Here is a 23973-nt window from a genome sequence, read left to right as displayed (position 1 = left end):
AGAGACTCACGCGATGGCCCTCTACACATCAGCACCGACACGCCGCCACTACTTACACCACTCCCCGGGACGTGAATTCCGTTCCGCCAGGGCAAGATTCGAACTTCTGAACCGACCCGGTATACCCTCCGCCATCTCGTGCTCCCGCACAATTCACCCGCGGCTGGTGTTTTCTGATCGACGTCGAGAACCGGTTTGGATGAGCCCGCAGAGTGACGTTGCGCCGGTCAGCACCGCACCGACATTTCTGGTCAGGTCTGGCCAGACCAGATAACCTGTTGACATGAGTACCGAAACCGTCAACATCTATGACGCCAAGACGCGCCTGTCCCGGCTGCTGGCCCAGGTGGAGGGCGGCGCAGAGATCGTGATCAGCAGGCACGGTCGGCCTATCGCACGGCTGGTCCCCTACAGGCCGGATCGGCCGGTGCGCCGGCCCGGTCTGTGGAAGGACCGGGTCGCCATACCGGCTGATTTCGATCAGTTCTCGGACGCGGACGACCGTGACTGGTACGGCGCGTGAGGGGCCTGCTCGATACCCATGTCCTGCTCTGGTGGCTGGCCGACGACAAGAACCTCTCGGCTACCCATCGTGCGGTGATCGCAGACCCCGACAATGAACTTTTCGTCTCCGCGATCGTCGTCGCGGAGGTGGCGATCAAGGCATCGCTGGGCAAGCTGCAGGCGCCCGCCGGACTCGACGAGGCGGTACGTGAGTCGGGGTTTGGTGAGTTGCCGTTCACCGCGGCACATGCCGAAGTGCTACGCGAGCTGCCTTGGCACCACCGTGACCCGTTCGACCGGATGCTGGTGGCGCAAGCGATCGCTGAGCGTCTGGATCTGCTCACCGCCGACGGGCGGCTGCACGCCTATCCCGTCACGTGCGTGTGAGCGAGCGCGCCGGGGCGCCGGGGTACGATTTCCCGCGGTGGCGTGGCAGAGCGGCCTAATGCACTCGCCTTGAAAGCGAGAGACGGCTAACACCGTCCGGGGGTTCAAATCCCTCCGCCACCGCTCTTGCCAGCGGATATGTGGGATTAGGATACGTGTCCCGTGCTTGCGAGGGTGAAAAACCTGCACCACCACGCTCCACCGGCTCCGGAAATTCTTTTCTGAGTTGTCGGCGTGTCGGACATCTCGAACAGGGCCGGATGGATCTGACGGGACCCGTCTCTCGGTGCCCGCACGTCCGGGTCCGCTCTGACGCGCGATCGGCCAGACGTAGCGCCGACAAGGGCTGAGCGAGCGCGAACCGGAGCCAGAGTGATTCGGGTTCTACGGTGGACGACGTGACAGTGCCACAGCCCGCATCCGAGGCGAACCTGACCCTCGGCCACGTCCTGAGTGCGCTCGGAGGCGAACACGACCCGCCGATCGGACTGGCCGAGATCCGGGTCATCCGGCACAGCTACAACCCGCAGAGCCATGAGGGGTTGCGCGGCCCGGACGACCTGACCGATTCTGACCGGGTCCGCGAATACACCCGCTCCCAGGACATTTCGACCCGGAACTTTCCCCGTGACCCGGAGAGATATTGGGTGCTGTTCGCCGCCGATGGCCAGAAGCGCTCCCGGCTGTGGGGGACCTTCGAAAACCTTGGCGAGGTCCGCAAAGAGAAGACCGAGACGGGCCGCTTCTTCGACCTGCGCAGCCACGGCTTCCTGGCTCCGCTCAAGAACCGCCTCGTGGTGGAGTGGGACGTGCCGCTGAGATGGAACCGGCGGGCGGCCAACATCGGGCGGCTGCCGGTGCTCGAGATCGCCGACCGCGACAAAGTGCCGTTCCCCGGCTACGACAAGGTGCGGCTGAGGTTCCCGGAACTGGTCGACGTGGTGTCCGATGCCGGCCGCTACGGCGACTGGCATGCCGCGCTGCGCGAGGTGGCGGGCATCTACCTGATCGCCGATACGTCCAACGGCAAGCTGTATGTCGGGAAAGCCGATGGCGCCGAACGGATCCTGCAGCGCTGGACCGCTTACGCCGGCGACGGTCACGGTGGCAACCGCGCGCTACGCGAACTGGCTGCAGCCAGTATCGGCGCCGGCGGCGCGAAGACCGAGCATGCGCGCAACTTCGTGTTCAGCCTGCTGCGTGTGTTCGGGCCCGGCACCCCGGTCGCGGAGATCAACGAGGCCGAGGCCCACTACAAGGCGGCGTTGGTGACCCGGTTCGGGTTGAACCGAAACTGACGGACAGCGGGCTGGCCGGCGGTGCTTCGCTCAGCCCACCAGGCCGGGCTCCGCTTCACCGCTGCGCCGCCGCTGCAGCAGGACCGCCGACCAGCCCGGGTCTATCCGGACGTGTCGCACCGCTTGGATGCCGTACTGGCGCAACGCTGCGAGAAGCCACTCCCAGCGCAGGTCGGTGCCCGGCTGTCCGGGTTCGCAGTAGACCAGCCACGCGGTGCGGCCGGAGCCGGCCGCGTGGTAGGCGGCACGCAGAAACGCCAGGTCCACCCGCCGGGTCGCGAACGCGATCACCACGTCGGCGTGGCCGGGATTCGCCCGACTGTTCGGCAGCAGCCGCAGCGCGGAGTCGGCCGGTGCGTTGATCACCGCCACTCGGTGGTGGCGTTCGATCTCCAATAGCGGCTCGAGTTGCGACAACCCCGGCGCGCTGGTCGTGTCGTCGTACAGGGCGCTCGTCATCAAGTGGTGACCCTGCCTTTCTCATACTGGAGAAGTTTTCCGGCTGTTTGAGAATCGTTTACTCAGCCGACATTCAGCATGGGAGGCGGCGACCGTGCTGTCCAATACGCAAACCCACGCCGAGCTATTGGTTCGACCAATACCTGCCGGTCGACTCCTGCCGCGCGGCCACCACGGTGTCGAGCGTCTCGGTGAACGCCCGAGCCGCCGCGGACCGGTAGACACCGGCCCGCTGCAGCAGTTGCACGGTGCGCGCCGGCAGCGGTGGCTGCAGCGGCACTGGGTGCAGATCAGTGCGTTCGCGGGCGATCGCATCGGGCAACACGGTAGCCACGACATTGCGGCGCACCAGCTCCAGCAACGCGCTGATCGAGTTCGATTCGATCGCGATGTGCTGCTGCACTTGGCATTCGGCGAAATACCCGTCGATGTGCTTGCGGGTGGCGAAGTCCGAACTGAGCAGGCCGAGCGGCTCGTCGGCCAGCGCCGAGATCGGTACCGCCGCGGTCGCAGTCCCCAACGGATGATCCGTGCCAACCACCAGGCACAGCGTCTCGGTGAACAGCGTGCGGGCCTCGATCCCGGCAGCGTGCTGGCCGTCGAAGCCGATTCCGAGGTCGAGCCGATCCGCCAGCAGATCGGCCTCGATCTGATCCTGGTTGGTCTCCAGAACCGTCACCCTGATGCCGGGGTGGGCCACCCGGAAATTGTGGACGAGCACGCCGACCAGATACGCGGTGAAGGTCGGCGTGACCGCGATCCGCAGGTGGCCGCGGGACAGATCCCGGACGTCGTGCACGGCCCGTTCGCCGGCCTGCAGGTCCCGCATGGCCAGCCGGGCATGGTGCACGTAGGCCGCTCCGGCGTCGGTGAGCCGGACGGTGCGCCCCGATCGGTCGAACAACTCCACGCCCAAAGAGTGCTCGAGTTGTTTGATCTGCTGGGACAGCGTCGGCTGGGAGACGTGCAGTGCCTCGGCGGCCCGGGTGAAATTCTGATGGTCGGCCACCGCCAGCAGGTATTTGAGGTGCCGCAGCTCCATCGATCAACTATAGGAAGCACGGCAAATGCCACGCCGTAACTAGGATTGCGAGCCAGGACCGAAAGGATGGCGACATGCCCAGGCTGAGCACCTTTGAGCGGAACGGACTGGTGTTCGACGTTACCGATGCCGGTCCGCAGGATGGGGTTCCGGTCGTGTTGCTGCACGGCTTCCCGCAGACCTCGACGTCGTGGGTGCCGGTGGCCGAATTGCTGAACAGTCAAGGGTTTCGCACGTTGGCGCCGGATCAGCGCGGCTATTCACCCGGTGCCCTGCCATCGCGGCGCCGCGACTACCGGCTCTCGGAGTTGGTCGCCGACGCCGTCGCCTTGATCGACGCCGCCGGCGCGGGTCCGGTGCACCTGGTCGGGCACGACTGGGGGGCTGCAGTCGCCTGGGGTGTGGCGGCTGCGCGCCCCGATCTGGTGCGGACGCTGACCGCGGTCTCGGTGCCGCATCCGCTGGCGTTCGTGATGGCGATGGCGACCAGCTCCCAGGCGCTCAAGTCCTGGTACATGCTGGCCTTCCAGCTCCCTGTGATCCCAGAACTGTTGGTGCGCAACAACACCGGCGTGGCCTATCGCGGCCTGTTGAGCTCGGGTCAGACTCCGGCGAACGCCACCAGGGATCTGGATCAGCTTCATCGGCTCGGCGGCGCCAAGGCCGCGCTGAACTGGTACCGTGGCATGCCGTTTATCCGCCCGGCCGTGCTGCGGCGAAGGATCCCGGTTCCCACCCTGCAGGTGTGGAGTGACGGCGATACCGCCGTCGGCAGGAGGGGCCATGAACTGTCCCGACGATTCGTCACGGGCCCGTGGGAATTGCGGACGCTCGAAGGGGTCAGCCACTGGATTCCAGACGAGGCGCCGACCGAGCTGACCGAACTGCTCACCGAGCATTTCGCCAAGCATGCAACGGACGCGCCCCGCTCGAGTTGACATAACACGACTTGTCGCTCGTAGGCGGGCAACGCACCACATGGTGGAGCGCGGAGGCGGGTGTGACGCCCCGGGCTGCTGTTACGTCTGGGGGATCTCCGCAGCGATCCGGTCCATCAGTGCCCCGTAGCGCTTGGCCTCCGGATCGCGGCCGGGCTTGCCGCTGGAGATCAGCCCGGCGGCCAGGCCGCGGGCCGGGTCCGCCCAGATCGCCACGTTGACCAGACCCAGATGCCCGAACGCCGACGGCGCCCCCCGGCCGAACGGGCCGAACCGCTCCGAGCCGAGCATGTAGCCGGTTCCCCAGCGCAACGGCACCAGCCCGGTCGCCACATCGGGCCGCAGCCGGCGGCACTGAGCCGTCGCCGCGGCCATGGTCGCCGGCGAGACCACCCGCACCCCGTCGAGTTCCCCGCCCCGGCGCCAGATCTCGGCGAACCGGGACAGTTCGAAGGCCGTCGAGATGGTGTTGGACGAAGGGATGACGCTGGTCAGATACAGCGGGGTGTTGGTGAACGGGATGATCTCGTGCATGGTGCCGCCGATGGCCCGGCGAAACACCGCGGCCACCGGTCCGGGAAGCGGGCGACCGGTGGCGTGACTCGGCGCCACCAACGGAACATCCTCTTGCGTCACACCGAAATTCGTCCACCGGAATCCCAGCGGGTCGAGGATCTCCTCGGCCAGGATGTCGCGGATGTGCCGCCCGGTGGCCGCCGAGACGATCTCGCGCATCAGCGGACCCCAGGTCAGCGCGTGATACATGTGCGCCCATCCCGGCGGGTAGATGGCCCGCAGCCCAGCCAGTTGCTCGCGGGTGTACTCGCTGTCGTCGACGCGATGCACATCCGGCCGCGGGCCGGTCGCAAACGGCACCCCTGCGCTGTGCGTCAGCACTTGGCGGATCGTGGTGCGGCCCTTGCCATGCCGGCCGTAGCCGGGCAGATAGTCGGCAACCCGATCGTCGAGCGATAAGCCGCCCCGCTCCACGAGCATGTGCACCACGGTCGAGGTGATCGCCTTGGCCGCCGAATACGCGCAGAACGGAGTGTCGATCCCCACCGGCACCTTGTCGGCGTCCGCGGCGTCGGTGGGGGCGTTGCCCCATGCGTGTCCGATCGCCCGATTGAGCACCACCCGGCCGTTGTGACGCAGGCACAGCTGGATCGCCGGGTGCATACCGGCCGCGTACCAGTGCCGCGCCGCCTGCCAGATCCGTTCCACCGCCGCGCGGTCGATACCGGAGTGGTCCTCGTCGCCGATCACGGTGACCGCCTCGAGGTCGGCCGGCATCCGGATCCGTCCGTCGGGGGTGGTCATCGCCGGAATCCGGGGCGTCCCTGGAGTGCCGGAGGTGCCGGAAGTCTCAGAAGTCACCGCCGCTGCTCCTTGCCCCGGCCGAAGTACAGCTCCTGCGTCGCAACGCAGACCAGCTGTCCCGCCCGGTTGTACATCGTCGAGGTTGCCAGCCCGCGTCCGGCGACGCCGCTGGGCGAGAACTGGTCGGACAGCACCCAATCGGACAGCTCCACGGGCCGCTGAAACCACAGTGCATGATCGATCAAGGCGTTGAACGCGCTGGCTACCGTGGCCCGCCGCATGGTCACCGCGGTCTCGACCATCTTGGTGCCCGACAAGTAGGTCAGCAGTGCGCTATGCAGTGCTGGGTCGGCCGAAACCGGCTCGGAAGGCTTCCACCACAACCGGATTCGCGGTGACGGCTCGGGAAGTTCCAGGGCCAGCCGCGGCGGTGGGTCGATGTAGCGCTGGTCGAAAGGGTGCGGCTGGACCCAGTAGCCGCCCAGCTCGCCGGCGTAGTCGGACAGCTGTTGCTGCGACGGCGCCAGCGACTCCGGATCGGGAACGTCCGGCATCGACTGCTGATACGAGGGCGCGTCGACGTCGGCGCTGAACGAGGACAGCACCTCCAGCAGGATCTGGCCGTCCTGCCGGGCGGTCACCTGGCGGGTCGACAGCGTGCCTCCGTCGCGGGCCACCTCCACGTGCAGGTCGACCGGGCGGCGGGCGTCCCCTGCCCGCACGTAGTAGGCGTGCATGCTGTGGGGCACACGTCCCGGGGCGGTGCGGGCTGCCGCCATCAGCGCCTGGCCGGCGATGTGCCCGCCGACGATGTGATGCTGCGGGTTGTCGAGTTGGGTGGCCAGGAAGTGCTCGTCGTCGATGCGGTCGACGTCGAGCGTGGCGACGATGTCGGCCAGCGCGGGCTGGCGGTGGGTCAGCTCGGAGGTCATGCGTGCGCTCCGTATTCCAGCAGGAACACCCCGGCCCCGATCAGCGCCACCCCGCCGGCCATCACCGCGGTGAACGGGTCATCGAACAGAAACCGAGCCAGCACCGCCGTGGCCGCCACCCCGACCCCCGACCACACCCCGTAGGCCACGCCGACCGGGATGCCCCGCTTCAACACCATGGCCAGCAGCGCAAACGACAGCAGGTAGCCCCCCGCCACCGGAACGGCCCACCCGAGCCGGCTGAACCCCTCCGAAGCCCGCAACGACAGCGTCCCGGCGACCTCGAACCCGATCGCCCCGAACAGCAGCAGCCAGGCCATCACTCGCCGGTGAACTCGGGCTTACGTTTGCCCATGATGGCGCCGATGCCCTCCATCAGGTCCTTGGACGCCAGAAACGCCGAGTTCCACGCCGCCACGTAACGCAGGCTGGCGGCCACCCGGTCGGTGCGCTGCTGATCCAGCACGTCCTTGACGCCGGCCACGGTCAGCGGCGGGTTGGCGGCGATCTCGGCCGCGGTGGCGTGCGCGGCGGCCAGGCACGCCTCGGCATCCGCATACACGTCGTTGACCAGCCCGATCTTCTCGGCTCGCGCGGCGTCGATGTCCTTGCCGGTCAACGCCAGCTCCCGCAGATGCCCGTCGGACAAGATCAGCGGCAGCCGGGCCAGGCTCCCGACGTCGGCGACGATGGCCAGCTTGACCTCGCGCACGCTGAACTTGGCGTCGGCCGACGCGTAGCGGATGTCGACCGCCGAGATCAGGTCGACCCCGCCGCCAATGCACCAGCCTTGGACCGCCGCGATCGTCGGGGTGCGGCAGTCGGCGACCGCGGTGATCGAGCCCTGCATGCCCTGCAGTTCGCGGTGGAAGTCCGCCCGCGGCCGGGCCGACGGCCCGTCGGCCATCATGCCCGTCATCGTCCCGCCCATCGCGGCCAGATCCAGCCCGTAGCTGAAATTCTTGCCCGACCCGGCCAACACGATCGCCCGCACGTCGCGGTCGGCGTCCAGCCGGCTGAACACCGCCGGCAGCTCCGCCCAGAACGCCGGACCCATCGCGTTGCCCTTGCCCGGCCCGATCAGCGTCACCTGGGCGACATGGTCCTTGATCTCGACGGTGAGGGATTCATACGACTCGGTCATACCCAGACCGTAACCTGACCGCATGCCTTCCGATCTGCGACCCGGTCCCGACGCGCCCCCCACCGATGAGCTGGCCGGCGCCGAAGCCGCCCTGGCGGTGCTGGTGCAGGTACTGCACCACATCAGCAGCGACCAATTGTCCAACCAGACGCCGTGTTCGGAATTCGACGTCGCGCAGTTGACCGAGCATCTGCTGGGCTCCATTTCGATGCTCGGGGCCGCGGCGGGCGCGGAGGTTCCCGACCGCGACGCCACCGAGTCGCCGGAACGGCAGGTCATCGCCGCGGCCCGGCCCGCGCTGGACGCCTGGCACGGCCGCGGCCTGGACGGCACCGTCACGATCGGCCCCAACCAGCTCCCGGCGACGATGGTGGCAGGCATCCTGGCAGTCGAATTCCTGGTGCACGCGTGGGACTACGCGACGGCGATCGGCCGCACGGTGCAGGTGGCCGAGCCGCTGGCCGAGTACGTGCTGGGCCTGGCGCAGGCGATCATCACGCCACAGGGCCGGGTCAGGGCGGGATTCGACCAGCCCGTCGAGGTCGCCGGCACCGCACCGGCCCTGCAGCGGCTGATCGCGTTCACCGGGCGGTCATAACCCCGCAACCTGCACGCCCACCCGGCTTCGCCCAGGCCGCCTAGGGTGGCTGACACATGGACATTCCCGGTTGGGTATGGGGGCTGACGATCGTCGGCCTCGCCGGATTGCTCACGTTCGACTACGTGTTCCACGTCCGCCGGGCCCATATCCCGACGCTCAGAGAAGCCGCCGGCTGGTCCGCCGGCTACGTCGGCGTGGCGGTGCTGTTCGGGTTCGGCATGCTGATCTTCGGCGGAGTGGACGCGGGTTCGGAGTACTTCGCCGGCTACGTGACCGAGAAGGCGCTGTCGGTCGACAACCTGTTCGTCTTCTTGATCATCATGACGAGCTTCCGGGTGCCCCGCGAGTACCAGCAGAAGGTGCTGCTGTTCGGGATCGCCTTCGCGCTGGCCGCCCGGACCGGCTTCATCTTTCTCGGCGCCGCGCTGATCGACACCTTCGCCTGGGTCTTCTACTTCTTCGGCTTCGCGCTGTTGCTGACGGCCCGCAATATGTTCAGGACGGCCCGCGGCGGCGAGCCCCACCGTGCCCATGACGGTGTCATCCGGCTGGCGAAGAAAATGATTCACACCAGCGAGCACTACGACGGCGACAAGCTGGTCACGACGGTGGGCGGCCGGCGGGCGATGACCCCGATGCTGTTGGTGATGATCGCCATCGCCGGTACCGACGTGCTCTTCGCCGTGGACTCGATCCCGGCGATCTTCGGACTCACGCGGAACACCTACATCGTGTTCACCGCGACGGCGTTTTCCCTGCTGGGCCTGCGGCAGCTTTATTTCCTCATCGACGGCCTGCTCGATCGGCTCGTCTACCTGTCCTACGGACTCTCGGCGATCCTCGGGTTCATCGGCGTGAAGCTGATACTGCACGCCCTGCACCAAGATGGCGTCGGCGTCGCCGAGATCGGTACCGGAATGTCGCTGCTGGTGATTGTCGGCGTGCTCGCGCTCACCGTCGTGGCGTCTTTGCTCAGCCGCCGCAGCGAACCCCAGACCGCGGCGAAAGACGATCGCGAACTGGCGCTACACCGCTGACGGCCTGCTCGGCGCAGGCGGTGCTTACGGGCGGTCGCCTTCGGTGCTGTCGAAGAACCGCCACTGGCCGTCGAGGTCGACCTCCATCCGCCACCCCAGTTCGGTGTTGTCGGCCTTGACGTCGACGAACCAGGCGTGCGCGTCGTCGGCGCTGGCGATGTCCTTGGTGCCCACGACCTCGCCGTGCGGGTTCAGTACTCGGTAGGTAGACATGCCTCGGAGGGTTCCCGCCCGCCGGGGCGACCAATCGTGGCCTTAGACCCGCTCGAGGTAGAAGTAGAAGTAGCGGCCGTCATCGAGCACGCCCTTGCCGTTCATGATGCCGAACACGGTGTCGTCGTCGACGCGCTTGAAGTGGTCGTGGGTGGGCTGGCCGTCATAGACCATGGTGGCCACCACCTCGCCGCGGAACTCCTCGGCCCACAGGCTTGCCTCGCCCTTGCCGAGCTTGGTGTTGGAGAACTTGTTGCCGTCCTCATCCAGGCAGACCAGCGGCTGCACGTCGGTGATCGAGTTGAACGTCTTGCCGAACCAGCGGGCCTTCTCCAGCAACCCGTTCATCTTGTGGCCGGTGACGAACTCGCCGCCGCGCCACTCGCCGATCAGCTGATCGAGGGTGGCCGGGGGCAGTGCCGCCCAGAACTCATCCAGCTCGGCATCCGCGATGGTGTCGGTGCGCTCCTTGAACGCGGTGAACGTCTTCCGGGCCAGGTCGTCATTCATCGTCTAACTCCTCATCCGGCCTTTTTCACGGCCCGCTTGAGACCGAACAGCAAAACGTTGGCCAACACCGAGGCCACCCCGGGCAGCCGGTTATCGGCGCTGACGGTGTAGCTGATCTGGGTGCCCGAACCCGCCGGCGCCAGCACCACGTCGCCGACGTAGTTGCGGAACGGGATGCCCGACACACCCCGGTAGCTCAGCCGGTGGTCGGGATCGAACACGGTGATCTCCTCCACCAGGGGCGCCATCCCGGGCACCGCCTGGATGCGCCGCTGGGCGCCGACGCCGTTGGGCTCGGGGGCCCCGGGCCGGACCACGGTGATCTTCAGACCGGGAGCCCAGGAGGACATGCCCTCGTAGTCGGAGAGCACCTCCCACACCCGGGATGCGGGCGCGGCGACGGTGGCGGTTGCGGTTGCGTGCATAGAACTCCTCGTCAGATCCAGTCCTGAGCGAACCGTAACAGCGCGTCGTTCTCCTCCGGCGCGCCGATGGTCACCCGGACCCCGTCCTGCCCGTAGGGGCGTACCACGATGCGGGCGTCCGCGGCGGCGGCCACGAAGTCCGCGGTGCGCGCCGCCAGCGGCAGCCACACGAAGTTGGCCTGCGAATCCGGCAGCTCGAACCCGGCGTCACGCAGCGCCGCGGCGACTCGGGCCCGCTCGGCGACCACCGCGTCGGTACGGGCCAGCAGTTCGTCACCGGCGTCCATCGACGCGATCCCGGCGACCTGCGCCACGCTGGACACGGTGAACGGCACATAGACCTTGCCCAGTGCGGTGATGATCTCCGGATCGCCGACCGCGTAGCCCAGCCGCAGGCCCGCCAGCCCGTAGGCTTTGGAAAAGGTTCGCAGCACAACCACATTCGGGTAGCGGCGCGCCAACCCCAGACTGTCGGGGGTCATGGGCTCGCGGATGTACTCCACGTACGCCTCGTCGATGGCGACCAGGACGTGCGGCGGCACCGCGGCCACGAACCGCTCCAGCGCGTCGGGGTCGACCACGGTGGAGGTGGGGTTGTTCGGGTTGCAGATGAAGATCAGCCGGGTGCGCTCGGTGACGGCGGCCAGCATCGCGTCCAGGTCGTAGGCGTGATCACGCAGCGGCACCTGCACCGGCACGGCACCGGCGGTGCGCACCTGCAGCGGGTAGATCTCGAAGCTGCGCCAGCCGAACATCACCTCGTCACCGGCGCCGCAGCTGATCTGGATGAGTTGCTGGCACAGGCTCACCGACCCGCAGCCGGCCGCCACCTGCTCGGGGGCGAACCCGACATGGCTGGCCAGCCGGGCCCGCAGCGTCGCGTAGCCGTTGTCCGGGTAGCGGTTGATGCCGGCCAGCGCGGCCTCGACGGCCTTGACCACGCTGGGCAGCGGCTCCAGCACCGTCTCGTTGCTGGCCAGCTTGATCGATCCCGGTACCGTCTTGCCCTCGACGTATGCCGGCAGTGCGGCGATCTCGGGGCGCAGGCGGACGGTCACGGACCACAGCATATGTGGGCGGTATGAACCGCGGTTTCGAAGCTCGGGCATCGATCCGGTACCCTCGACAAGTTCGAGGAGGCGTGCCAGAGCGGCCGAATGGGACTCACTGCTAATGAGTTGTCCCCTTAACGGGGGACCGGAGGTTCAAATCCTCTCGCCTCCGCCACGGCCGGGCTTGCTCGACCGACAATTGAAGACAGGCGCCCGTAGCTCAACGGATAGAGCATCTGACTACGGATCAGAAGGTTGGGGGTTCGAATCCCTTCGGGCGCACTCATTTTCTTCCGTTGACGCTGCGGCTACGGCGAGAAAGTGCGGGTAGCCGCCGCCCTGAGCGCAGACTCAACCCAGCGAGCACCACCCGATCACCCCGCTGCGGAGGCGCCCGGCGAGAACCAGGCGGTCTTGGCCTGCCAGGATCGCGCCAGCCCGTAGGCGAAGATCATCACCGACAGGCAGATGCAGCCCCAGATCGCCGGCCCGGCATAGCCGCCGGCCCAGATCGAGACGATCGCGACCAGGCATGCCAGCACCGTGAGCGACATCGATGCCAGGTACAGGTTGACCGTGGTCCTCGCGCGGGGATCGTGCCGTAGCGCCAGCATCAGCCGGCCGACGTAGCCGCTCAAGTAGAGCACGATCCAGCACGCGGCCACCTCGTAGGCGGTCAGCCACCAGCCGTTGCCGGTCAGGTTGGCGAACATGTCGGGCTCGTGGCCCCGCTCGAGCTTGACGAAGGTGACCAGCAGCACCGCGACACCCAGCCCCAGCGGCAGCTGCAGGTGTTTACGCATGAGCGGTCGCACCTGGTCGGGATCGGCGAGTCGCACCATCATGTGGTAAATGTTCGCGATCACCGCCACGATCAGGACAAGGCTGCCGAGCAGGTGCTGGACGTTCCACAACCCCAGCCAGTGGTACAGCCGCGGCCCTAGTTCGGTGCCGGCCCACGGCGACAGCAACACCAGTGCGCATCCCTCCGTCGCGATGGCGAAGGTGGCGGCGGCCTCCCACCGAGACCACCAGGTGTCGCGTCGAACCCACAGGCTGTACAGGATCACCGCCAGTGTGGCGGCGATGAACACCGACGTCATTGCGCGCCGATCGCTGTGCCGCCCCCCGAGGTGAACCATGCGCTTTTGGCCTGCCACGACCGCGCCGACCCGAACGCGAAGGTTCCCACCGACAAGCAGATGCAGGCCCAGATCGCCGGACCGGCATCGGCACGGCCGCCCCATGCCGCACCGACCACGATCAGACAGGCCGCGGTGGCGAAGGTCATCGACACCAGGTAGAGGTCGATGGTGGACTTGGCCCGCGGATCCTTCCGCAGCAACAGCATCAGCCGGCTGACGTAGCCACTGAGGTAGATCACCAGGGCGCAGCCCACCAGTTTGTAGACGGTCAGCCAGGGATCACGGCTTGCGGCGGCGAACATGTCCGGGTGGTACTCCTGGTCGGCCAGTAGGTATGAAGGCGCCATCAACCCGATGCCGAGCAGTACCGGCGGCATCAGGTGGCGGCGCATGATCGAGCGCACCTGATCGGGATCGGCGAGTCGCACCAGCATGTGATACACGTTCGCACTGACGGCCACGATCAGGCAGAAGTGGCCGAGCATCTGCTGGACGTTCCACGCCCCCAGAACGCGGTACAGCAGCGGTCCGAACACGGGGGCGCCCCACGGCGACATCAACAGCAGTGCAGCACCTTCCAGCACCAGCGCGAGCGAGGCGGCGACCTCCCACCGCGACCACCAGGTATCGCGGCGTATCCAAGAGCTGTAAGCGATGAGCGCCAACGTGGCGGCGATGAATCCCGACGTCATCACACGCTCTCAGGAAAGCGCTGGCGGCGGGTTGGGCTCCTTGACCGGTCGAGTGCGGGCGGCGAACCACGCCGCCTTTGCCTGCCACGAGCGGGCAGAGCCGTAGGCGAAGATGACCACGGAGATGCATGCGCACGGCCAGACCAGTTGGCTGGCATCGGCGTTGGTCCAGGTGGTGCTCAACTGTGCCACCAGGCCGGCCAGCGCAAACGCCGCCGAGGCGGTGTAGAGCTCCACGGTCTCCCGGGCCCGGGGATCGGATCGCACCAGCAGCAGCAGCCGTGTCGCGTAGCCGGAGAGGTAGATCAGCATTCCGCAGAACAGCAGCCAGTAGATCTCGGCCCAGGCGCCGGTGTCGTTGCCGGTCGACAGACCGTCCGGGCGGTAATCGGCGTCGGCGGTGATGAAAACCGCCACCAACGCCACCAGACCGAGCCGCACGGGCCATTGCACGTGTCGGCGGAACAGCGGCCGGACCCGGCCGAAATCCGCCAGCCGGGGCAGGACGTGATAGATGTTGGCCGCGATCGCCACGATGAAGCAGATGTGACCGACCAACTGCTGGACGTTCCATATCCGGGTGACGCTGTGCATCGTCGGCCCCAGCACTGCGGACGCCCACGGTGACATCAGCACCAATGCGCAGACCTCCAGCGCGATCGCCAGCGTGATGCCGATCTCCCAGCGCGACCACCAGGTTTCGCGGCGCACCCACAGGCTGTAGAGCGCCACCAGCACGGTGGCACCGATGAAGGCCGACGTCATGCGTCGACGGTACTTCCCGTGAGTCCGCTTAGACCGGCGGTTTGTCCAGATCCGCTTTGAGATCACCGAGGCGCAGCGGCCGTGACGACGATTCCAGATATTCGGTGACGGCATCATGCTCGATCAATCCGAACCGGACCTGCAGGTCAACGGGGTTCAACCCGAAGTACCTGGCAACCCGGATCAGATTGTCGGCACTGATCAGCCGGCCCTCATGCGCCGCCTTGTAATAGGCCGACTTGCGGTAACCGAATGCCTCGTAGACCTCGGTCGCGCCAAGCGGCCTGCCGACAAGGTAGGGCAGTACCACGGTTGGGTCTTTGTGACGATCGTCCACAGCAATAAACCTTAGCTCGGATTCGTAGACTGCACAACCATTTGATCATAACGGAAGTATGGAAACAGTCTCTAAACCTAACCGGTCGCCAGTAGCTCGAGCATCGCTCGGCTCGCGATCCGGGCGCCCAACGGGATCGCGGCGAGGTCGACGACGTAGTCGGGCGAGTGTGGTGTGTAGGGGAACAGCTGACCGCGGGCGGCTGCCTCGGCATACACCTGCGGATCGGCGACACCCACCATCAAATAGGCCAGCGGCACGTCGCGGTGCGGCCCCTTGAGCAGGTGGCAGTCTTCCGATGCCGAGACCGCGGGCAGCTCGGTGATGACGTTGTGCTCCCCGAGCGCATCGCGCAGGGTGGCGGCCAGCCGCCCGGTCAGATCCGCGTCGTTGACCAGCGGGGTGGAACCGCCGCCCATGGTGATGACGGGCATCAGCGCATCGGACAAGCCGAAGCTGTGGGCGATGCCCTCGCTGATCGCTCGGATCCCGGCGAGCAGTTGCTCGCGGACCTCCGGGTTGTACCAGCGCAGGTTGGCCAACAGCCGGGCCTGGTCCGGGATGACGTTATAGGTGGTGCCGGCCTGTACCGAGCCCACGGTGAGCACGGCGCCCTCGCTCGGGGCGATGCTGCGGCTGATGATGCCCTGGAACTGCACGACGGCCTGGGCGGCCATCAGCACCGGGTCCTTGGCCAGTTGCGGCAGCGACCCGTGTCCGCCGACGCCGTGGAACACGATCTCGAGCTGGTCGGTGCCGGCCATCCGCTCACCGGCCGCGGCGGCCACCATGCCCACCGGGACCGGCACGGTGTGCATGGCGATGAAGGAGTCCGGGGGCGGGGCCACGTCGTAGAGGCCGTCGTCGACCATGGCCCGGGCCCCGGCGATCAGCTCTTCGGCCGGCTGACCGATCAGCACCGCGGTTCCCGACCACGAAGCGGTGGTCTCGGCGAGCACCTTGGCCATTCCCAGCATCCAGGTCACATGCGCGTCGTGGCCGCACATGTGCCCCAGCGAGGGGTCGCTGCTGGCGTAGTCCAGGCCAGTGGCCTCCGGCACCCGCAGCGCGTCCATGTCCGCTCGATACATCACCACCGGGCCCGGGCCGTTGGCCAACACGGCCACCACACCGGTGCGGCCGATGCCGGTGGTCACCGTGAATCCGAGGTTGCCCAGCGCCTGCGCGACGATCCGCGCGGTGCGCACCTCTTCGAAGCCCAACTCGGGGTTGCGGTGCAGATCCTTGAAGATGTCGACCAGTCGGAAGGTGTCGGCCGCAACGATCCGGTCGATCTCGTCGAGGTGACCGGTCATGTCTTGCTCGCTATCAGGGTCTGCGCCCGCTCGAACAGCCACACCGCGGCCTCGTGCAGTTGGTCACCGACGTCCTGCTGGGCCATGCCCGCCGACGCCCGCGCCAGTGTTCCCTCGATCACGATGGCCAGCTTGAAGCTCGCCATCACCTCATACCAGCCGATGTGCGACAGGTCGCGGGAGCTGCCCTTGGCGTACCGCTGCACCAGATCGTCGGTGGAGGCCAGGCCGTCCATCCCGGTCAGGGTGTGGCTGAACACGCTGGATCCGTCGTCCTGGCGCCAGGTGGCCAGCAGCCAGCCCAGGTCCAGCAGCGGATCCCCGATGGTCGACATCTCCCAGTCCACGATCGCCGCGACCTGCGGCCCGGTGGGGGAGAACAGCACGTTGGCCGCGTGGTAGTCGCCGTGCAGGATGCCGGGCTGCCACGACGCCGGCACGTTGCGCTGCAACCAGCCGGCGACCTCGTCCAGGCCGGGCAGCTCGGGCCCGGGGTAGTTCTCGAACTGCCGGTAGGAGTCCAGCTCGGAAAGCCACCGCGGCACTTGGCGTTCCAGGAAGCCGTCCGGCTTTCCGTAGTCGGCCAGCCCCACCGCGACATGGTCGACCGCACCGAGCTTGGCCAGCGCGTCGGCCATCGAGAGGCCCATCTCGTAGCGCACCGCGGGGTCGTTGGCATGCAACTCGGGCAGCTCACCGCTGGCGTTGAACCCGTCGATCGGCTCCATCAGGTAGAACACCGCGTCTCCGAGCACTGCAGGGTCATCGCAGACCGCGATCAATCCCGGGTGGGGTACGTCGGTGTCGGCCAGCGCGGCCAGCACCCGGGTCTCCCGCAGCATCACGTCATTGCTGCGCGGCCGCAGATGCAGCGGCCCGCGTCGCAGCACATAGCTGCGGCCCGAGCGGGTGAAACGCAGCATCACGTTCTGGGTGCCGCCGGACAGTTCGGTGACGTCGGACAGCGGGCCTTCGCCGAGCTGCCGGTCGGACATCCACTGCGCTACCGGTTCCAGATCCATGCGGTGTTCAGCCCTTGGGGCGTACCAGCTGGGAGATGGTCTGCACCCGGATCGAGTCGTCGCCGAACACGAAGGTGTCCACGCCGTCGACCTGGAACCCCGGCGAGTCCAGCGTCCATTCCAGCAGCAGGATCTCGTCGTGGTAGGTCTTCGACTTGATGTCGAACACCGCGGCGGCCAGCGCATCCGAGAGCTGGCTGAACGCCGCCCTGATGCCGTCGAGGCCTGTTGCGATGCCGGCGGCGGTGATCAGCACCGAGTCGTCGGTGTAGTCGATCAGCAAGTCGTCGACGTCGCGGGCGATCAGTGCGTGGAGGTGGTGGTCGAAGATCTCCTGCGGGGTGCGGGCCATGCACCGACGATATCGGTTCACAGCGCCGCCATAGTGTCGATACAGGGAAGACCCATCGCCGGCGACATACTGGAACGCGATGACTGCGCCACGGGGATCGGTGGAACGTGTCGTGATGGCGCGCGCCGACGGCAAGCCCATCACCGTGCTGGTGGTGGACGACGAGACGGTGCTGGCCGAGATGGTGTCGATGGCACTGCGCTACGAGGGCTGGACCACCGCGACCGCGGGCGACGGCGCCTCGGCGATTGCCGCGGCCAAAGCCGAACGCCCCGACGTGGTGGTGCTCGACGTGATGCTGCCGGACATGAGCGGGCTGGACGTACTGCGCAAACTGCGGGAGATCAACCCGCGGTTGCCGGTGCTGTTCCTGACCGCCAAGGACGCGCTGGAGGACCGCATCGCCGGGCTGACCGCCGGCGGCGACGACTACGTCACCAAGCCGTTCAGCATCGAAGAGGTGGTGTTGCGGTTGCGGGCGCTGCTGCGGCGCACCGGGGTCAGCACCGCCGAGGCCGGGGCGCAGATCGTGGTCGGCGACCTGGTTCTCGACGAGGACTCCCACGAGGTGACGCGCGGCGGGGACCCGATCACCTTGACGTCCACCGAATTCGAGCTGCTGCGCTACCTGATGCACAACGCCAGGCGGGTGCTATCCAAGGCGCAGATCCTCGATCGGGTGTGGGACTACGATTTCGGCGGCCGGGCCAACATCGTCGAGCTCTACATCTCCTATCTGCGCAAGAAGATCGACAACGGTCGAGAGCCGATGATCCACACGCTGCGCGGCGCCGGGTATGTCCTCAAGCCGGCCGTCTGAATCGCTGCGCGCCGGCACCCGCCGCAGTTGGTCGCTGCGGGCGCGACTGCTCGCCGGCCAGGTCGCGCTGCTCACCGTGGCCTGCCTCGGCATCGGCGCCGTGACCGAGTTGGCGCTTTATCAGTACCTGGTCAGCCAACTCGACCATCAACTGTCTGACGCCGCGCGCCGGTCGGCGCGGCTGCACGGTCAGCCGCCGGCACCGCCCGGGCACCGACCCCGCCATCGGCCGCGGCCGGGACCGGGGCCGGACTTCCTCGACGCTCCCGGCCAGCCGGTCGGCATGGTCGGCGCGGTGGTCGACTCGGTGGACGGTGAGGACCGGATCGCCGACGCCGGCTGTCTCAGCACCTCCGGTTTGCGTGAGGAGCTGAGTGCTTCGGCAACAACGCAATTGGCCGGCATTGTCGCTGAGCCCGCGCCGGTCACCCGGCGGCTCGACGGTGTCGGCCGCTACCGGTTGGTGGCGACGAACGCCCGGCACGGTGGGGAGACGATCATCATCGGGCTGCCGCTGGCGGCCGTGAACGCCACCATGGTGCGGGTGCTGCTGATCTTCGGGTTGGTCACCCTGGTCGCGGTGGCCGCCGCGGCCACGGCCGGCAGTGTCGTCACCCGGCGGGCGCTGGCCCCGCTGCGCCGCGTCGCGCAGACCGCCGGCGAAGTCGCCGACCTGCCGTTGGACCGCGGGGAGGCGACGCTGCCGGTGCGGGTCGCCGAGTCCGACACCAACCCGCGCACCGAGGTCGGCCAACTGGGCGCCGCGGTCAACCGGATGCTCGACCACATCGCCGCCGCGTTGGCGAACCGGCAGGCCAGCGAGACCAGGGTGCGCCAGTTCGTCGCGGATGCCAGCCATGAGCTGCGCACCCCGCTGACCGCGATCCGCGGTTACACCGAGTTGGCGCAACGGATCCCGGTGGCCGACGGCGTCGACTCCGAATCGTTGGCGCACGCCCTGAGCCGGGTGCAATCCGAGACCCAGCGGATGACGCAGCTGGTCGAGGATCTGCTGCTGCTGGCCCGACTGGATTCCGGGCGGCCGCTCGAGCATGAGCCGGTGGACCTGTCGCGGCTGGCGGTCGACGCGGTCAGCGACGCCCACGTCGGCGGCCCGGATCACCAGTGGGAACTCGACCTGCCCGACGAGCCGGTCACGGTGCCCGGCGACGCCGCCCGGCTGCACCAGGTGCTGACCAACCTGCTCACCAACGCCCGGGTGCACACCGGCGCCGGGACCGTGGTGACCACCCGACTCGGTGTCGACGGCGCCGAGGCGGTGCTGTGCGTGACCGACGACGGCCCGGGCATTCCGGCGGAATTCCAGCCGGAGATCTTTGAACGGTTCGCCCGGGGTGACACCTCCCGGTCCCGCAAGGGCGGCAGCACCGGGCTCGGGCTGGCGATCGCCTCGGCGGTGGTCCGCGCGCATCGCGGGACCATCGCGGTGACCAGCAGACCCGGCCACACCGAGTTCACCGTCCGACTCCCGCTGTAGCCCCTTCTTGCCCGGGCTCCCCACCTTCTTGCCCGAGCGTGCGCGTCCCCGGCGCGACACTCCGTGCCGAGGCCGGAACCACGCACGCTCGCCGGGGTTTGTCTCCCGGCAACGGCGGGTAGGCGACGCAGATGAATCCCGAGCTGCCCCCCGAACCGGGAACGCCGAAAGAGCCACCGCACCGGCGGGTGCCCGAGGACCCGCCGGAACGGCTGGTGCCCGCGGACCCGCCCGAACGCCTGGCCCCCGAAGAAACACCGGAGCGGCTGGTGCCCGAAGACCCACCGGAGGAGTGAGACCCGTGCGCGCGGAAGAAGGCGACGAATCCATTCGGGATTACGCCCAGGAGGCGCAGGAAACCCAGGATCGGGTCGCCCCTCGCTCCTGGTGGGGCCGGTTGCTTGACGCGCTGAACCCGTTCAAACGGCGCCTCTAGACGCATCCGGACGCCCTCGCGACGCCGGCGACTCGCGACCGGCGCCGCCTAGGATGGCAGCGTGCAATTGCTGCTTATCCGTCACGCGCTCCCGTTGCGCAGCGAATACGGCCAGGGGTCGGACCCCGAGCTGTCCGATACCGGACTCGAACAGGCGCTGCGCCTGCCCGATGCGCTGGCGCGCTACCCGATCACCCGACTGGTCAGCAGCCCGCAGCGCCGGGCCGTGCAGACCGCCGAACCGCTGGCCCGTCGGCGCGCCATGGCCGTCGACATCGACGAGCGGTTCGCCGAGTACGACCGGGACATGGCCGGCTATCTGCCCATCGAGCAGTTGCGCACCGAGCGCCCGCAGGACTGGGCCCAGATGTCGCAGGGGCACCTACCCGGCGACGTCGACGAGAGCGCGTTCTGTGCCCGGGTGGCCGCCGCTGTCACCGACGTGGTGGCCGCCGCCGACGCCGACGACACCGTGGCGGTGTTCAGCCACGGCGGCGTGATCAACGTGGTGCTGCACCAGATCCTGGGCACCGCGCGGCTGCTGTCGTTCCCGATCGACTACGTGTCGGTGACCCGGCTGTTGTATTCGCGGTCCGGGCAGGCCGCAGTGGCATCGACCAACGGCACCGAGCATGTTTGGGACCTGCTGCCGCGCAACCAATCCCGGCTGCCCGGCAACGACGCCGCCGAAGCAACGGGTTAGCCTCCGGCTACCGCCGGGCGGCGAGCGTCTTCTTGGCGGCGCGCCGCAGCTGGAAGATGCGTGCCGTGCCGGCCAGCGCGGTGACCAGTCCGCCGCAGACCGCCGCCAGCAGGATCGCCACCCCCAGCGGCAGACTCCACTGCCACGCCAGGAATCGCAGGTCGACTGGATCGGTGTTCTGGGTGACGAACACCAACAGCACGATCAGAACCAGGAAGCCGGCGATCAGCGCGCTCCACAGCGCACCGGCGCGGGTGAACGGCATCGCAGCCGGGGACTGCGGTGCGCCGGGTTCGCCATGCGGCGGGTCGACTGGCACGGAGTGGTCGCTGCTCATGGTGCCATCTTGCCGGTTCTGAACCGGTTATGACGAGTTCTCGTCAGTTTTCGGCAGGCAGGGAGGGGCTGCGGTTCGCCGGTCGGTCGCTTACGGTGGTCCGGTGAGCGCAGCCCCGTCCGGCTCGTGGCCGGCGATCCTGACCTGGCGGGCGCCCGACGCCCCACGCATGGAATCGGTGCGGGTGCAGTTGTCCGGTAACCGCATCAAGGCCAACGGCCGGATCGTGGCGGGCGCCACCGACGCCCACCCGGCGTTCAGCGCCTACTACGACCTGGCGACCGACGAGTCCGGAGCCACCAAACGGCTGGGACTCACCGTCACGGTGGCCGAACGTGACCGCCAGCTGGTGATCGCCCGCGATGAAGAGAACATGTGGCTGATCACCGACTCCCGCGGGCAGTCACGCGCCGCCTACGACGGGGCGTTGGACATCGACGTGGTGTTCAGCCCGTTCTTCAACACCTTGCCGATCCGGCGGGCCCGGCTGCATGAGCGGGCGGCCGCCGTGGCGCTCCCGACGGTCTATCTGTGGCTTCCGGAGATGTCGGTGGTCGCGGCCGAGGCCAGTTACCGCAGCACCGAGGCCGGTATCACGGTCCTGACCCCGGGCACCGACCGCGACGGCACCACCGTCACCGTCGACGATGACGGGTTTGTCATCGACTATCCAGGGTTGGCAGCGCGGATCTGATCATCCCGCCGGCCCGGCCCGCCGCGGCCAGCTCCCGGCGCCAGTCGTTCGCTCCGACGACGACGGTGACGATCTCGTGGCGCGGGAAGTTGTCGTAGCGGGTCCTGGCGGCATGGCCATGGTTGACCAGCTCGGCCACCGAGTCCGCGGCGGACAGCGAATCCCGCGCGTCCCCCAGCAGTTCGATGACCCGGTCCAGCGCCGGCAGCAGGTGCAGCCAGTTCGCCTCGCACATCGCCCGCACCAGCTCCGGGGCCGTCCCGGCGACCCGGGTGCCGTCCCGGAACGATCCCGCCGCCAGCGCGAACGCCAGCGGCACGTCGGCGGCGGTGACCGCCAGCGCCTCGGCCAGCAGGTGCGGCAGGTGTGAGATCGCTGCCGCCGCCGCGTCGTGCTCTTCGGAGCGGGCCGGCACCGCGATCGAGCCGCAGTCCAGGATCAGGTCGAGCACCGTCGAGAACACCGCCGGGTCGACGTGGTCGTCGACACTGATCACCCACGGCGCGCCCTCGAACAACCCGGCGTGCCCGGCCGGCCAGCCCGAGTGGGCGGTGCCTGCCATCGGGTGTCCGCCGACGAAGCGGTCGGCTAGCCCGGCGGCGGTGACGGCGTCGAGCACCGACGCCTTGACGCTGGTGACGTCGGTCAGCGGGCACTCAGGTGCGAGCCGACGGATGTGGTCGAGCAGCGCCGGCAGCGCCGGCACCGGGACGGCGAGCACGATCAGCGCGCCGGATTCCGCCGCCCGGGTCAGCGCCGTCTCCAGCTCGGTGGTGGCGTCGAAGCCGTCGGCGATCGCGGCGTTCATCCCATCGGCCGACCGGTTGTAACCGAACGCCTCCCGGCCGGCGGCCGCGGCGGCGCGCAGCACCGAGCCGCCGATCAGGCCCAGCCCCAATACGCACACCGGTGTTTTCACTGCACTTGCCACCACCTCTCCAGGTTGGCACACGCTGGTCAAGGGCGTGAACGGCGACTACCGTTGGCGGCCATGGGAGCACAGGGCGCGTCCACACAGGGCCGGCCGGCGGACACGCTGGACGGCTTCGGTGTCGCTGTTGTGCGCGAAGACGGCAAGTGGCGTTGCACGTCGATGCGTGCGGTGGCGTTGACCAGCCTCACCAAGGCGGAGACGGAGCTGCGTGAACTACGCAGCGCCGGAGCGGTTTTCGGACTCCTCAACGTCGACGACGAGTTCTTCGTGATCATCCGGCCCGGCCCGGCGGGCACCCGGTTGCTGCTGTCGGATGCCACGGCCGCACTCGACTATGACATCGCCGACGAGGTGCTTGAGGAGCTCGACGCCGACATCGACGCCGACGACCTGGAGGATGCCGACCCGTTCGAAGAGGGCGATCTGGGCCTGCTGTCCGACGTCGGGCTGCCCGCCGCGGTGCTCGGCGTCATCCTCGACGAATCCGATCTGGCCGTCGACGAGCAACTGCACCGGATCGCCAGCGAGATGGGCTTCGACGAGCAGCTCACCGCGGCGCTGCCGCGACGCGGTCGGTGACCGGCCCGGCCGCAGATGAGGACCTGATCCGCGCGGCATTGGCGGCTGCCGGACAGGCCGGTCCCCGCGACGTCCCGGTGGGCGCGGTGGTCGTCGGTCCCGACGGCATCGTGCTGGCCCGGGCGGCCAACGCCCGCGAAGCCCTCGGGGACCCGACCGCCCACGCCGAACTGCTGGCGATCCGAGAGGCCGCCGCGGTGCTGGGCGACGGCTGGCGGCTGACCGGCGCCACGCTGGCCGTCACCCTGGAGCCGTGCACCATGTGCGCGGGAGCGCTGGTGGCCGCCCGGGTGGCGCGGCTGGTGTTCGGGGCCTTCGAACCCAAGACCGGTGCGGTCGGCTCACTGTGGGACGTGGTGCGCGACCGCCGCCTCAACCACCGCCCGGAAGTGCGCGGCGGCGTGCTGGCGGCCGAGTGCGCCGCACCACTGGAGGCGTTCTTCGCCCGGCAGCGATTGGGCTGATGGGACCGTCGTTCGGT

General features: G+C 68.4%; 33 protein-coding genes and 3 tRNA genes. 17 read left to right on the top strand and 19 right to left on the bottom strand.

Annotation, left to right across the window (positions count from 1 at the left end):
* Window positions 1-283: 283 nt before the first annotated feature.
* From BST10_RS15960 to BST10_RS15945, 4 genes are all read left to right on the top strand, one after another.
* A complete protein-coding gene (locus tag BST10_RS15960) occupies window positions 284-523 on the top strand; it encodes a type II toxin-antitoxin system Phd/YefM family antitoxin (RefSeq protein WP_013830986.1) in 240 nt (79 codons plus the stop codon).
* Entirely contained in the window at window positions 520-891 is a 372-nt protein-coding gene (locus BST10_RS15955; protein ID WP_083038931.1) for a type II toxin-antitoxin system VapC family toxin, read from the top strand. The genes BST10_RS15960 and BST10_RS15955 overlap by 4 nt, the downstream gene beginning before the upstream one ends.
* Window positions 892-927: 36 nt before the next feature.
* Window positions 928-1014 (top strand) — tRNA-Ser (locus tag BST10_RS15950).
* A gap of 275 nt (window positions 1015-1289) precedes the next feature.
* Window positions 1290-2189: a GIY-YIG nuclease family protein gene (locus BST10_RS15945; RefSeq protein WP_235673653.1), complete on the top strand. Its 900-nt coding sequence runs from the start codon at window positions 1290-1292 to the stop codon at window positions 2187-2189.
* A 30-nt stretch (window positions 2190-2219) separates the two neighbouring features.
* On the opposite strand, the gene BST10_RS15940 is transcribed toward BST10_RS15945, so the two are convergent.
* The gene (locus BST10_RS15940) at window positions 2220-2648 is read right to left on the bottom strand and encodes a hypothetical protein (protein WP_083038929.1); all 429 of its coding nucleotides are present in this window, start codon (window positions 2646-2648) and stop codon (window positions 2220-2222) included.
* Between the two features lie 124 nt (window positions 2649-2772).
* Window positions 2773-3690, bottom strand: coding sequence for a transcriptional regulator CynR (gene cynR / locus BST10_RS15935; protein WP_083038927.1), 918 nt, complete (start codon window positions 3688-3690; stop codon window positions 2773-2775).
* A gap of 74 nt (window positions 3691-3764) precedes the next feature.
* Between cynR and BST10_RS15930 the strand changes: the two genes are divergently transcribed.
* On the top strand, window positions 3765-4628 hold the full coding sequence (locus tag BST10_RS15930) for an alpha/beta fold hydrolase (protein WP_083038925.1): 864 nt from the start codon (window positions 3765-3767) through the stop codon (window positions 4626-4628).
* An 81-nt stretch (window positions 4629-4709) separates the two neighbouring features.
* On the opposite strand, the gene lipE is transcribed toward BST10_RS15930, so the two are convergent.
* Genes lipE through BST10_RS15910 form a run of 4 tightly spaced genes read right to left on the bottom strand, consistent with a single transcriptional unit; the run spans window position 4710 to window position 8024 of the window.
* Entirely contained in the window at window positions 4710-5948 is a 1239-nt protein-coding gene (lipE, locus tag BST10_RS15925; RefSeq protein WP_083038923.1) for a lipase LipE, read from the bottom strand.
* 53 nt (window positions 5949-6001) lie between these two features.
* Window positions 6002-6880, bottom strand: coding sequence for an acyl-CoA thioesterase (locus BST10_RS15920; RefSeq protein WP_083038921.1), 879 nt, complete (start codon window positions 6878-6880; stop codon window positions 6002-6004).
* Window positions 6877-7200, bottom strand: a complete 324-nt coding sequence (locus BST10_RS15915) for a DMT family transporter (RefSeq protein WP_083038954.1) — start codon at window positions 7198-7200, stop codon at window positions 6877-6879. Before BST10_RS15915 ends, BST10_RS15920 begins: the two co-directional genes overlap by 4 nt.
* Entirely contained in the window at window positions 7200-8024 is an 825-nt protein-coding gene (locus BST10_RS15910) for a crotonase/enoyl-CoA hydratase family protein (protein ID WP_083038919.1), read from the bottom strand. The genes BST10_RS15915 and BST10_RS15910 overlap by 1 nt, the downstream gene beginning before the upstream one ends.
* Window positions 8025-8046: 22 nt before the next feature.
* Between BST10_RS15910 and BST10_RS15905 the strand changes: the two genes are divergently transcribed.
* On the top strand, window positions 8047-8622 hold the full coding sequence (locus BST10_RS15905; protein WP_083038918.1) for a TIGR03086 family metal-binding protein: 576 nt from the start codon (window positions 8047-8049) through the stop codon (window positions 8620-8622).
* Window positions 8623-8678: 56 nt separating this feature from the next.
* Entirely contained in the window at window positions 8679-9662 is a 984-nt protein-coding gene (locus BST10_RS15900; protein WP_083038916.1) for a TerC family protein, read from the top strand.
* 24 nt (window positions 9663-9686) lie between these two features.
* Here the strand turns inward: BST10_RS15900 and BST10_RS15895 are convergent, their stop codons facing one another.
* Genes BST10_RS15895 through hisC form a run of 4 tightly spaced genes read right to left on the bottom strand, consistent with a single transcriptional unit; the run spans window position 9687 to window position 11868 of the window.
* A complete protein-coding gene (locus BST10_RS15895) occupies window positions 9687-9875 on the bottom strand; it encodes a hypothetical protein (protein WP_083038914.1) in 189 nt (62 codons plus the stop codon).
* Window positions 9876-9917: 42 nt separating this feature from the next.
* Window positions 9918-10385 carry a DUF4334 domain-containing protein gene (locus BST10_RS15890; protein ID WP_013830973.1) on the bottom strand — a complete coding sequence of 156 codons (468 nt, stop codon included), beginning with the start codon at window positions 10383-10385 and terminating at the stop codon, window positions 9918-9920.
* An 11-nt stretch (window positions 10386-10396) separates the two neighbouring features.
* Entirely contained in the window at window positions 10397-10810 is a 414-nt protein-coding gene (locus tag BST10_RS15885) for an SRPBCC family protein (protein WP_083038912.1), read from the bottom strand.
* A gap of 11 nt (window positions 10811-10821) precedes the next feature.
* Entirely contained in the window at window positions 10822-11868 is a 1047-nt protein-coding gene (gene hisC, locus BST10_RS15880; RefSeq protein WP_083038951.1) for a histidinol-phosphate transaminase, read from the bottom strand.
* 77 nt (window positions 11869-11945) lie between these two features.
* Between hisC and BST10_RS15875 the strand changes: the two genes are divergently transcribed.
* Both BST10_RS15875 and BST10_RS15870 read left to right on the top strand, forming a co-directional pair.
* Window positions 11946-12037, top strand: a tRNA-Ser gene (locus BST10_RS15875).
* Between the two features lie 34 nt (window positions 12038-12071).
* Window positions 12072-12144, top strand: a tRNA-Arg gene (locus tag BST10_RS15870).
* A 92-nt stretch (window positions 12145-12236) separates the two neighbouring features.
* On the opposite strand, the gene BST10_RS15865 is transcribed toward BST10_RS15870, so the two are convergent.
* The 7 genes from BST10_RS15865 to BST10_RS15835 form a co-directional block, all read right to left on the bottom strand.
* The gene (locus tag BST10_RS15865) at window positions 12237-12965 is read right to left on the bottom strand and encodes a hypothetical protein (protein WP_083038910.1); all 729 of its coding nucleotides are present in this window, start codon (window positions 12963-12965) and stop codon (window positions 12237-12239) included.
* Window positions 12962-13702 (bottom strand): hypothetical protein, encoded by a 741-nt coding sequence (locus BST10_RS15860; protein WP_013830969.1) that lies wholly within the window; start codon window positions 13700-13702, stop codon window positions 12962-12964. The genes BST10_RS15865 and BST10_RS15860 overlap by 4 nt, the downstream gene beginning before the upstream one ends.
* A 6-nt stretch (window positions 13703-13708) precedes the next feature.
* Window positions 13709-14464: a hypothetical protein gene (locus BST10_RS15855; RefSeq protein ID WP_013830968.1), complete on the bottom strand. Its 756-nt coding sequence runs from the start codon at window positions 14462-14464 to the stop codon at window positions 13709-13711.
* 28 nt (window positions 14465-14492) lie between these two features.
* Window positions 14493-14801 (bottom strand): hypothetical protein, encoded by a 309-nt coding sequence (locus tag BST10_RS15850; protein ID WP_013830967.1) that lies wholly within the window; start codon window positions 14799-14801, stop codon window positions 14493-14495.
* A 77-nt stretch (window positions 14802-14878) separates the two neighbouring features.
* Window positions 14879-16117 (bottom strand): amidohydrolase, encoded by a 1239-nt coding sequence (locus BST10_RS15845; RefSeq protein WP_083038907.1) that lies wholly within the window; start codon window positions 16115-16117, stop codon window positions 14879-14881.
* Window positions 16114-17139, bottom strand: a complete 1026-nt coding sequence (locus BST10_RS15840) for a phosphotransferase family protein (RefSeq protein ID WP_083038905.1) — start codon at window positions 17137-17139, stop codon at window positions 16114-16116. Before BST10_RS15840 ends, BST10_RS15845 begins: the two co-directional genes overlap by 4 nt.
* A gap of 7 nt (window positions 17140-17146) precedes the next feature.
* Entirely contained in the window at window positions 17147-17491 is a 345-nt protein-coding gene (locus BST10_RS15835) for a nuclear transport factor 2 family protein (protein ID WP_083038903.1), read from the bottom strand.
* A 115-nt stretch (window positions 17492-17606) separates the two neighbouring features.
* Between BST10_RS15835 and BST10_RS15830 the strand changes: the two genes are divergently transcribed.
* The 5 genes from BST10_RS15830 to BST10_RS15820 all read left to right on the top strand — a co-directional run bounded on the left by BST10_RS15830 (window position 17607) and on the right by BST10_RS15820 (window position 20948).
* Window positions 17607-18311: a response regulator transcription factor gene (locus BST10_RS15830; protein ID WP_041319080.1), complete on the top strand. Its 705-nt coding sequence runs from the start codon at window positions 17607-17609 to the stop codon at window positions 18309-18311.
* The gene (locus BST10_RS15825; protein ID WP_013830962.1) at window positions 18289-19809 is read left to right on the top strand and encodes a sensor histidine kinase; all 1521 of its coding nucleotides are present in this window, start codon (window positions 18289-18291) and stop codon (window positions 19807-19809) included. The genes BST10_RS15830 and BST10_RS15825 overlap by 23 nt, the downstream gene beginning before the upstream one ends.
* A 131-nt stretch (window positions 19810-19940) precedes the next feature.
* Window positions 19941-20105: a hypothetical protein gene (locus BST10_RS23330; protein WP_013830961.1), complete on the top strand. Its 165-nt coding sequence runs from the start codon at window positions 19941-19943 to the stop codon at window positions 20103-20105.
* Window positions 20106-20110: 5 nt separating this feature from the next.
* Window positions 20111-20245, top strand: coding sequence for a hypothetical protein (locus tag BST10_RS24195; RefSeq protein ID WP_272953209.1), 135 nt, complete (start codon window positions 20111-20113; stop codon window positions 20243-20245).
* 61 nt (window positions 20246-20306) lie between these two features.
* Window positions 20307-20948, top strand: coding sequence for a histidine phosphatase family protein (locus BST10_RS15820; protein ID WP_083038901.1), 642 nt, complete (start codon window positions 20307-20309; stop codon window positions 20946-20948).
* Window positions 20949-20955: 7 nt separating this feature from the next.
* Here BST10_RS15820 and BST10_RS15815 read toward each other — a convergent pair whose 3' ends face one another.
* Window positions 20956-21285, bottom strand: a complete 330-nt coding sequence (locus BST10_RS15815) for a LapA family protein (protein WP_083038899.1) — start codon at window positions 21283-21285, stop codon at window positions 20956-20958.
* A gap of 103 nt (window positions 21286-21388) precedes the next feature.
* Here BST10_RS15815 and BST10_RS15810 point away from each other — a divergent pair, with 103 nt between their 5' ends.
* Window positions 21389-21979 carry a putative glycolipid-binding domain-containing protein gene (locus tag BST10_RS15810; RefSeq protein ID WP_013830957.1) on the top strand — a complete coding sequence of 197 codons (591 nt, stop codon included), beginning with the start codon at window positions 21389-21391 and terminating at the stop codon, window positions 21977-21979.
* On the opposite strand, the gene BST10_RS15805 is transcribed toward BST10_RS15810, so the two are convergent.
* A complete protein-coding gene (locus tag BST10_RS15805; RefSeq protein WP_235673752.1) occupies window positions 21945-22886 on the bottom strand; it encodes a prephenate dehydrogenase in 942 nt (313 codons plus the stop codon). The genes BST10_RS15810 and BST10_RS15805 overlap by 35 nt on opposite strands.
* An 84-nt stretch (window positions 22887-22970) precedes the next feature.
* On the opposite strand from BST10_RS15805, the gene BST10_RS15800 reads away from it, so the two are divergent.
* Window positions 22971-23492 carry a tRNA adenosine deaminase-associated protein gene (locus BST10_RS15800; RefSeq protein ID WP_083038895.1) on the top strand — a complete coding sequence of 174 codons (522 nt, stop codon included), beginning with the start codon at window positions 22971-22973 and terminating at the stop codon, window positions 23490-23492.
* Entirely contained in the window at window positions 23489-23956 is a 468-nt protein-coding gene (locus BST10_RS15795) for a nucleoside deaminase (protein WP_013830954.1), read from the top strand. Before BST10_RS15800 ends, BST10_RS15795 begins: the two co-directional genes overlap by 4 nt.
* The last annotated feature ends 17 nt before the right edge of the window (window positions 23957-23973 follow it).

Source organism: Mycolicibacter algericus DSM 45454 (assembly GCF_002086455.1).
In the GTDB taxonomy this organism is placed as follows: Bacteria; Actinomycetota; Actinomycetes; order Mycobacteriales; family Mycobacteriaceae; genus Mycobacterium; species Mycobacterium algericum.
This window is presented reverse-complemented; position numbering and strand designations above follow the sequence as displayed.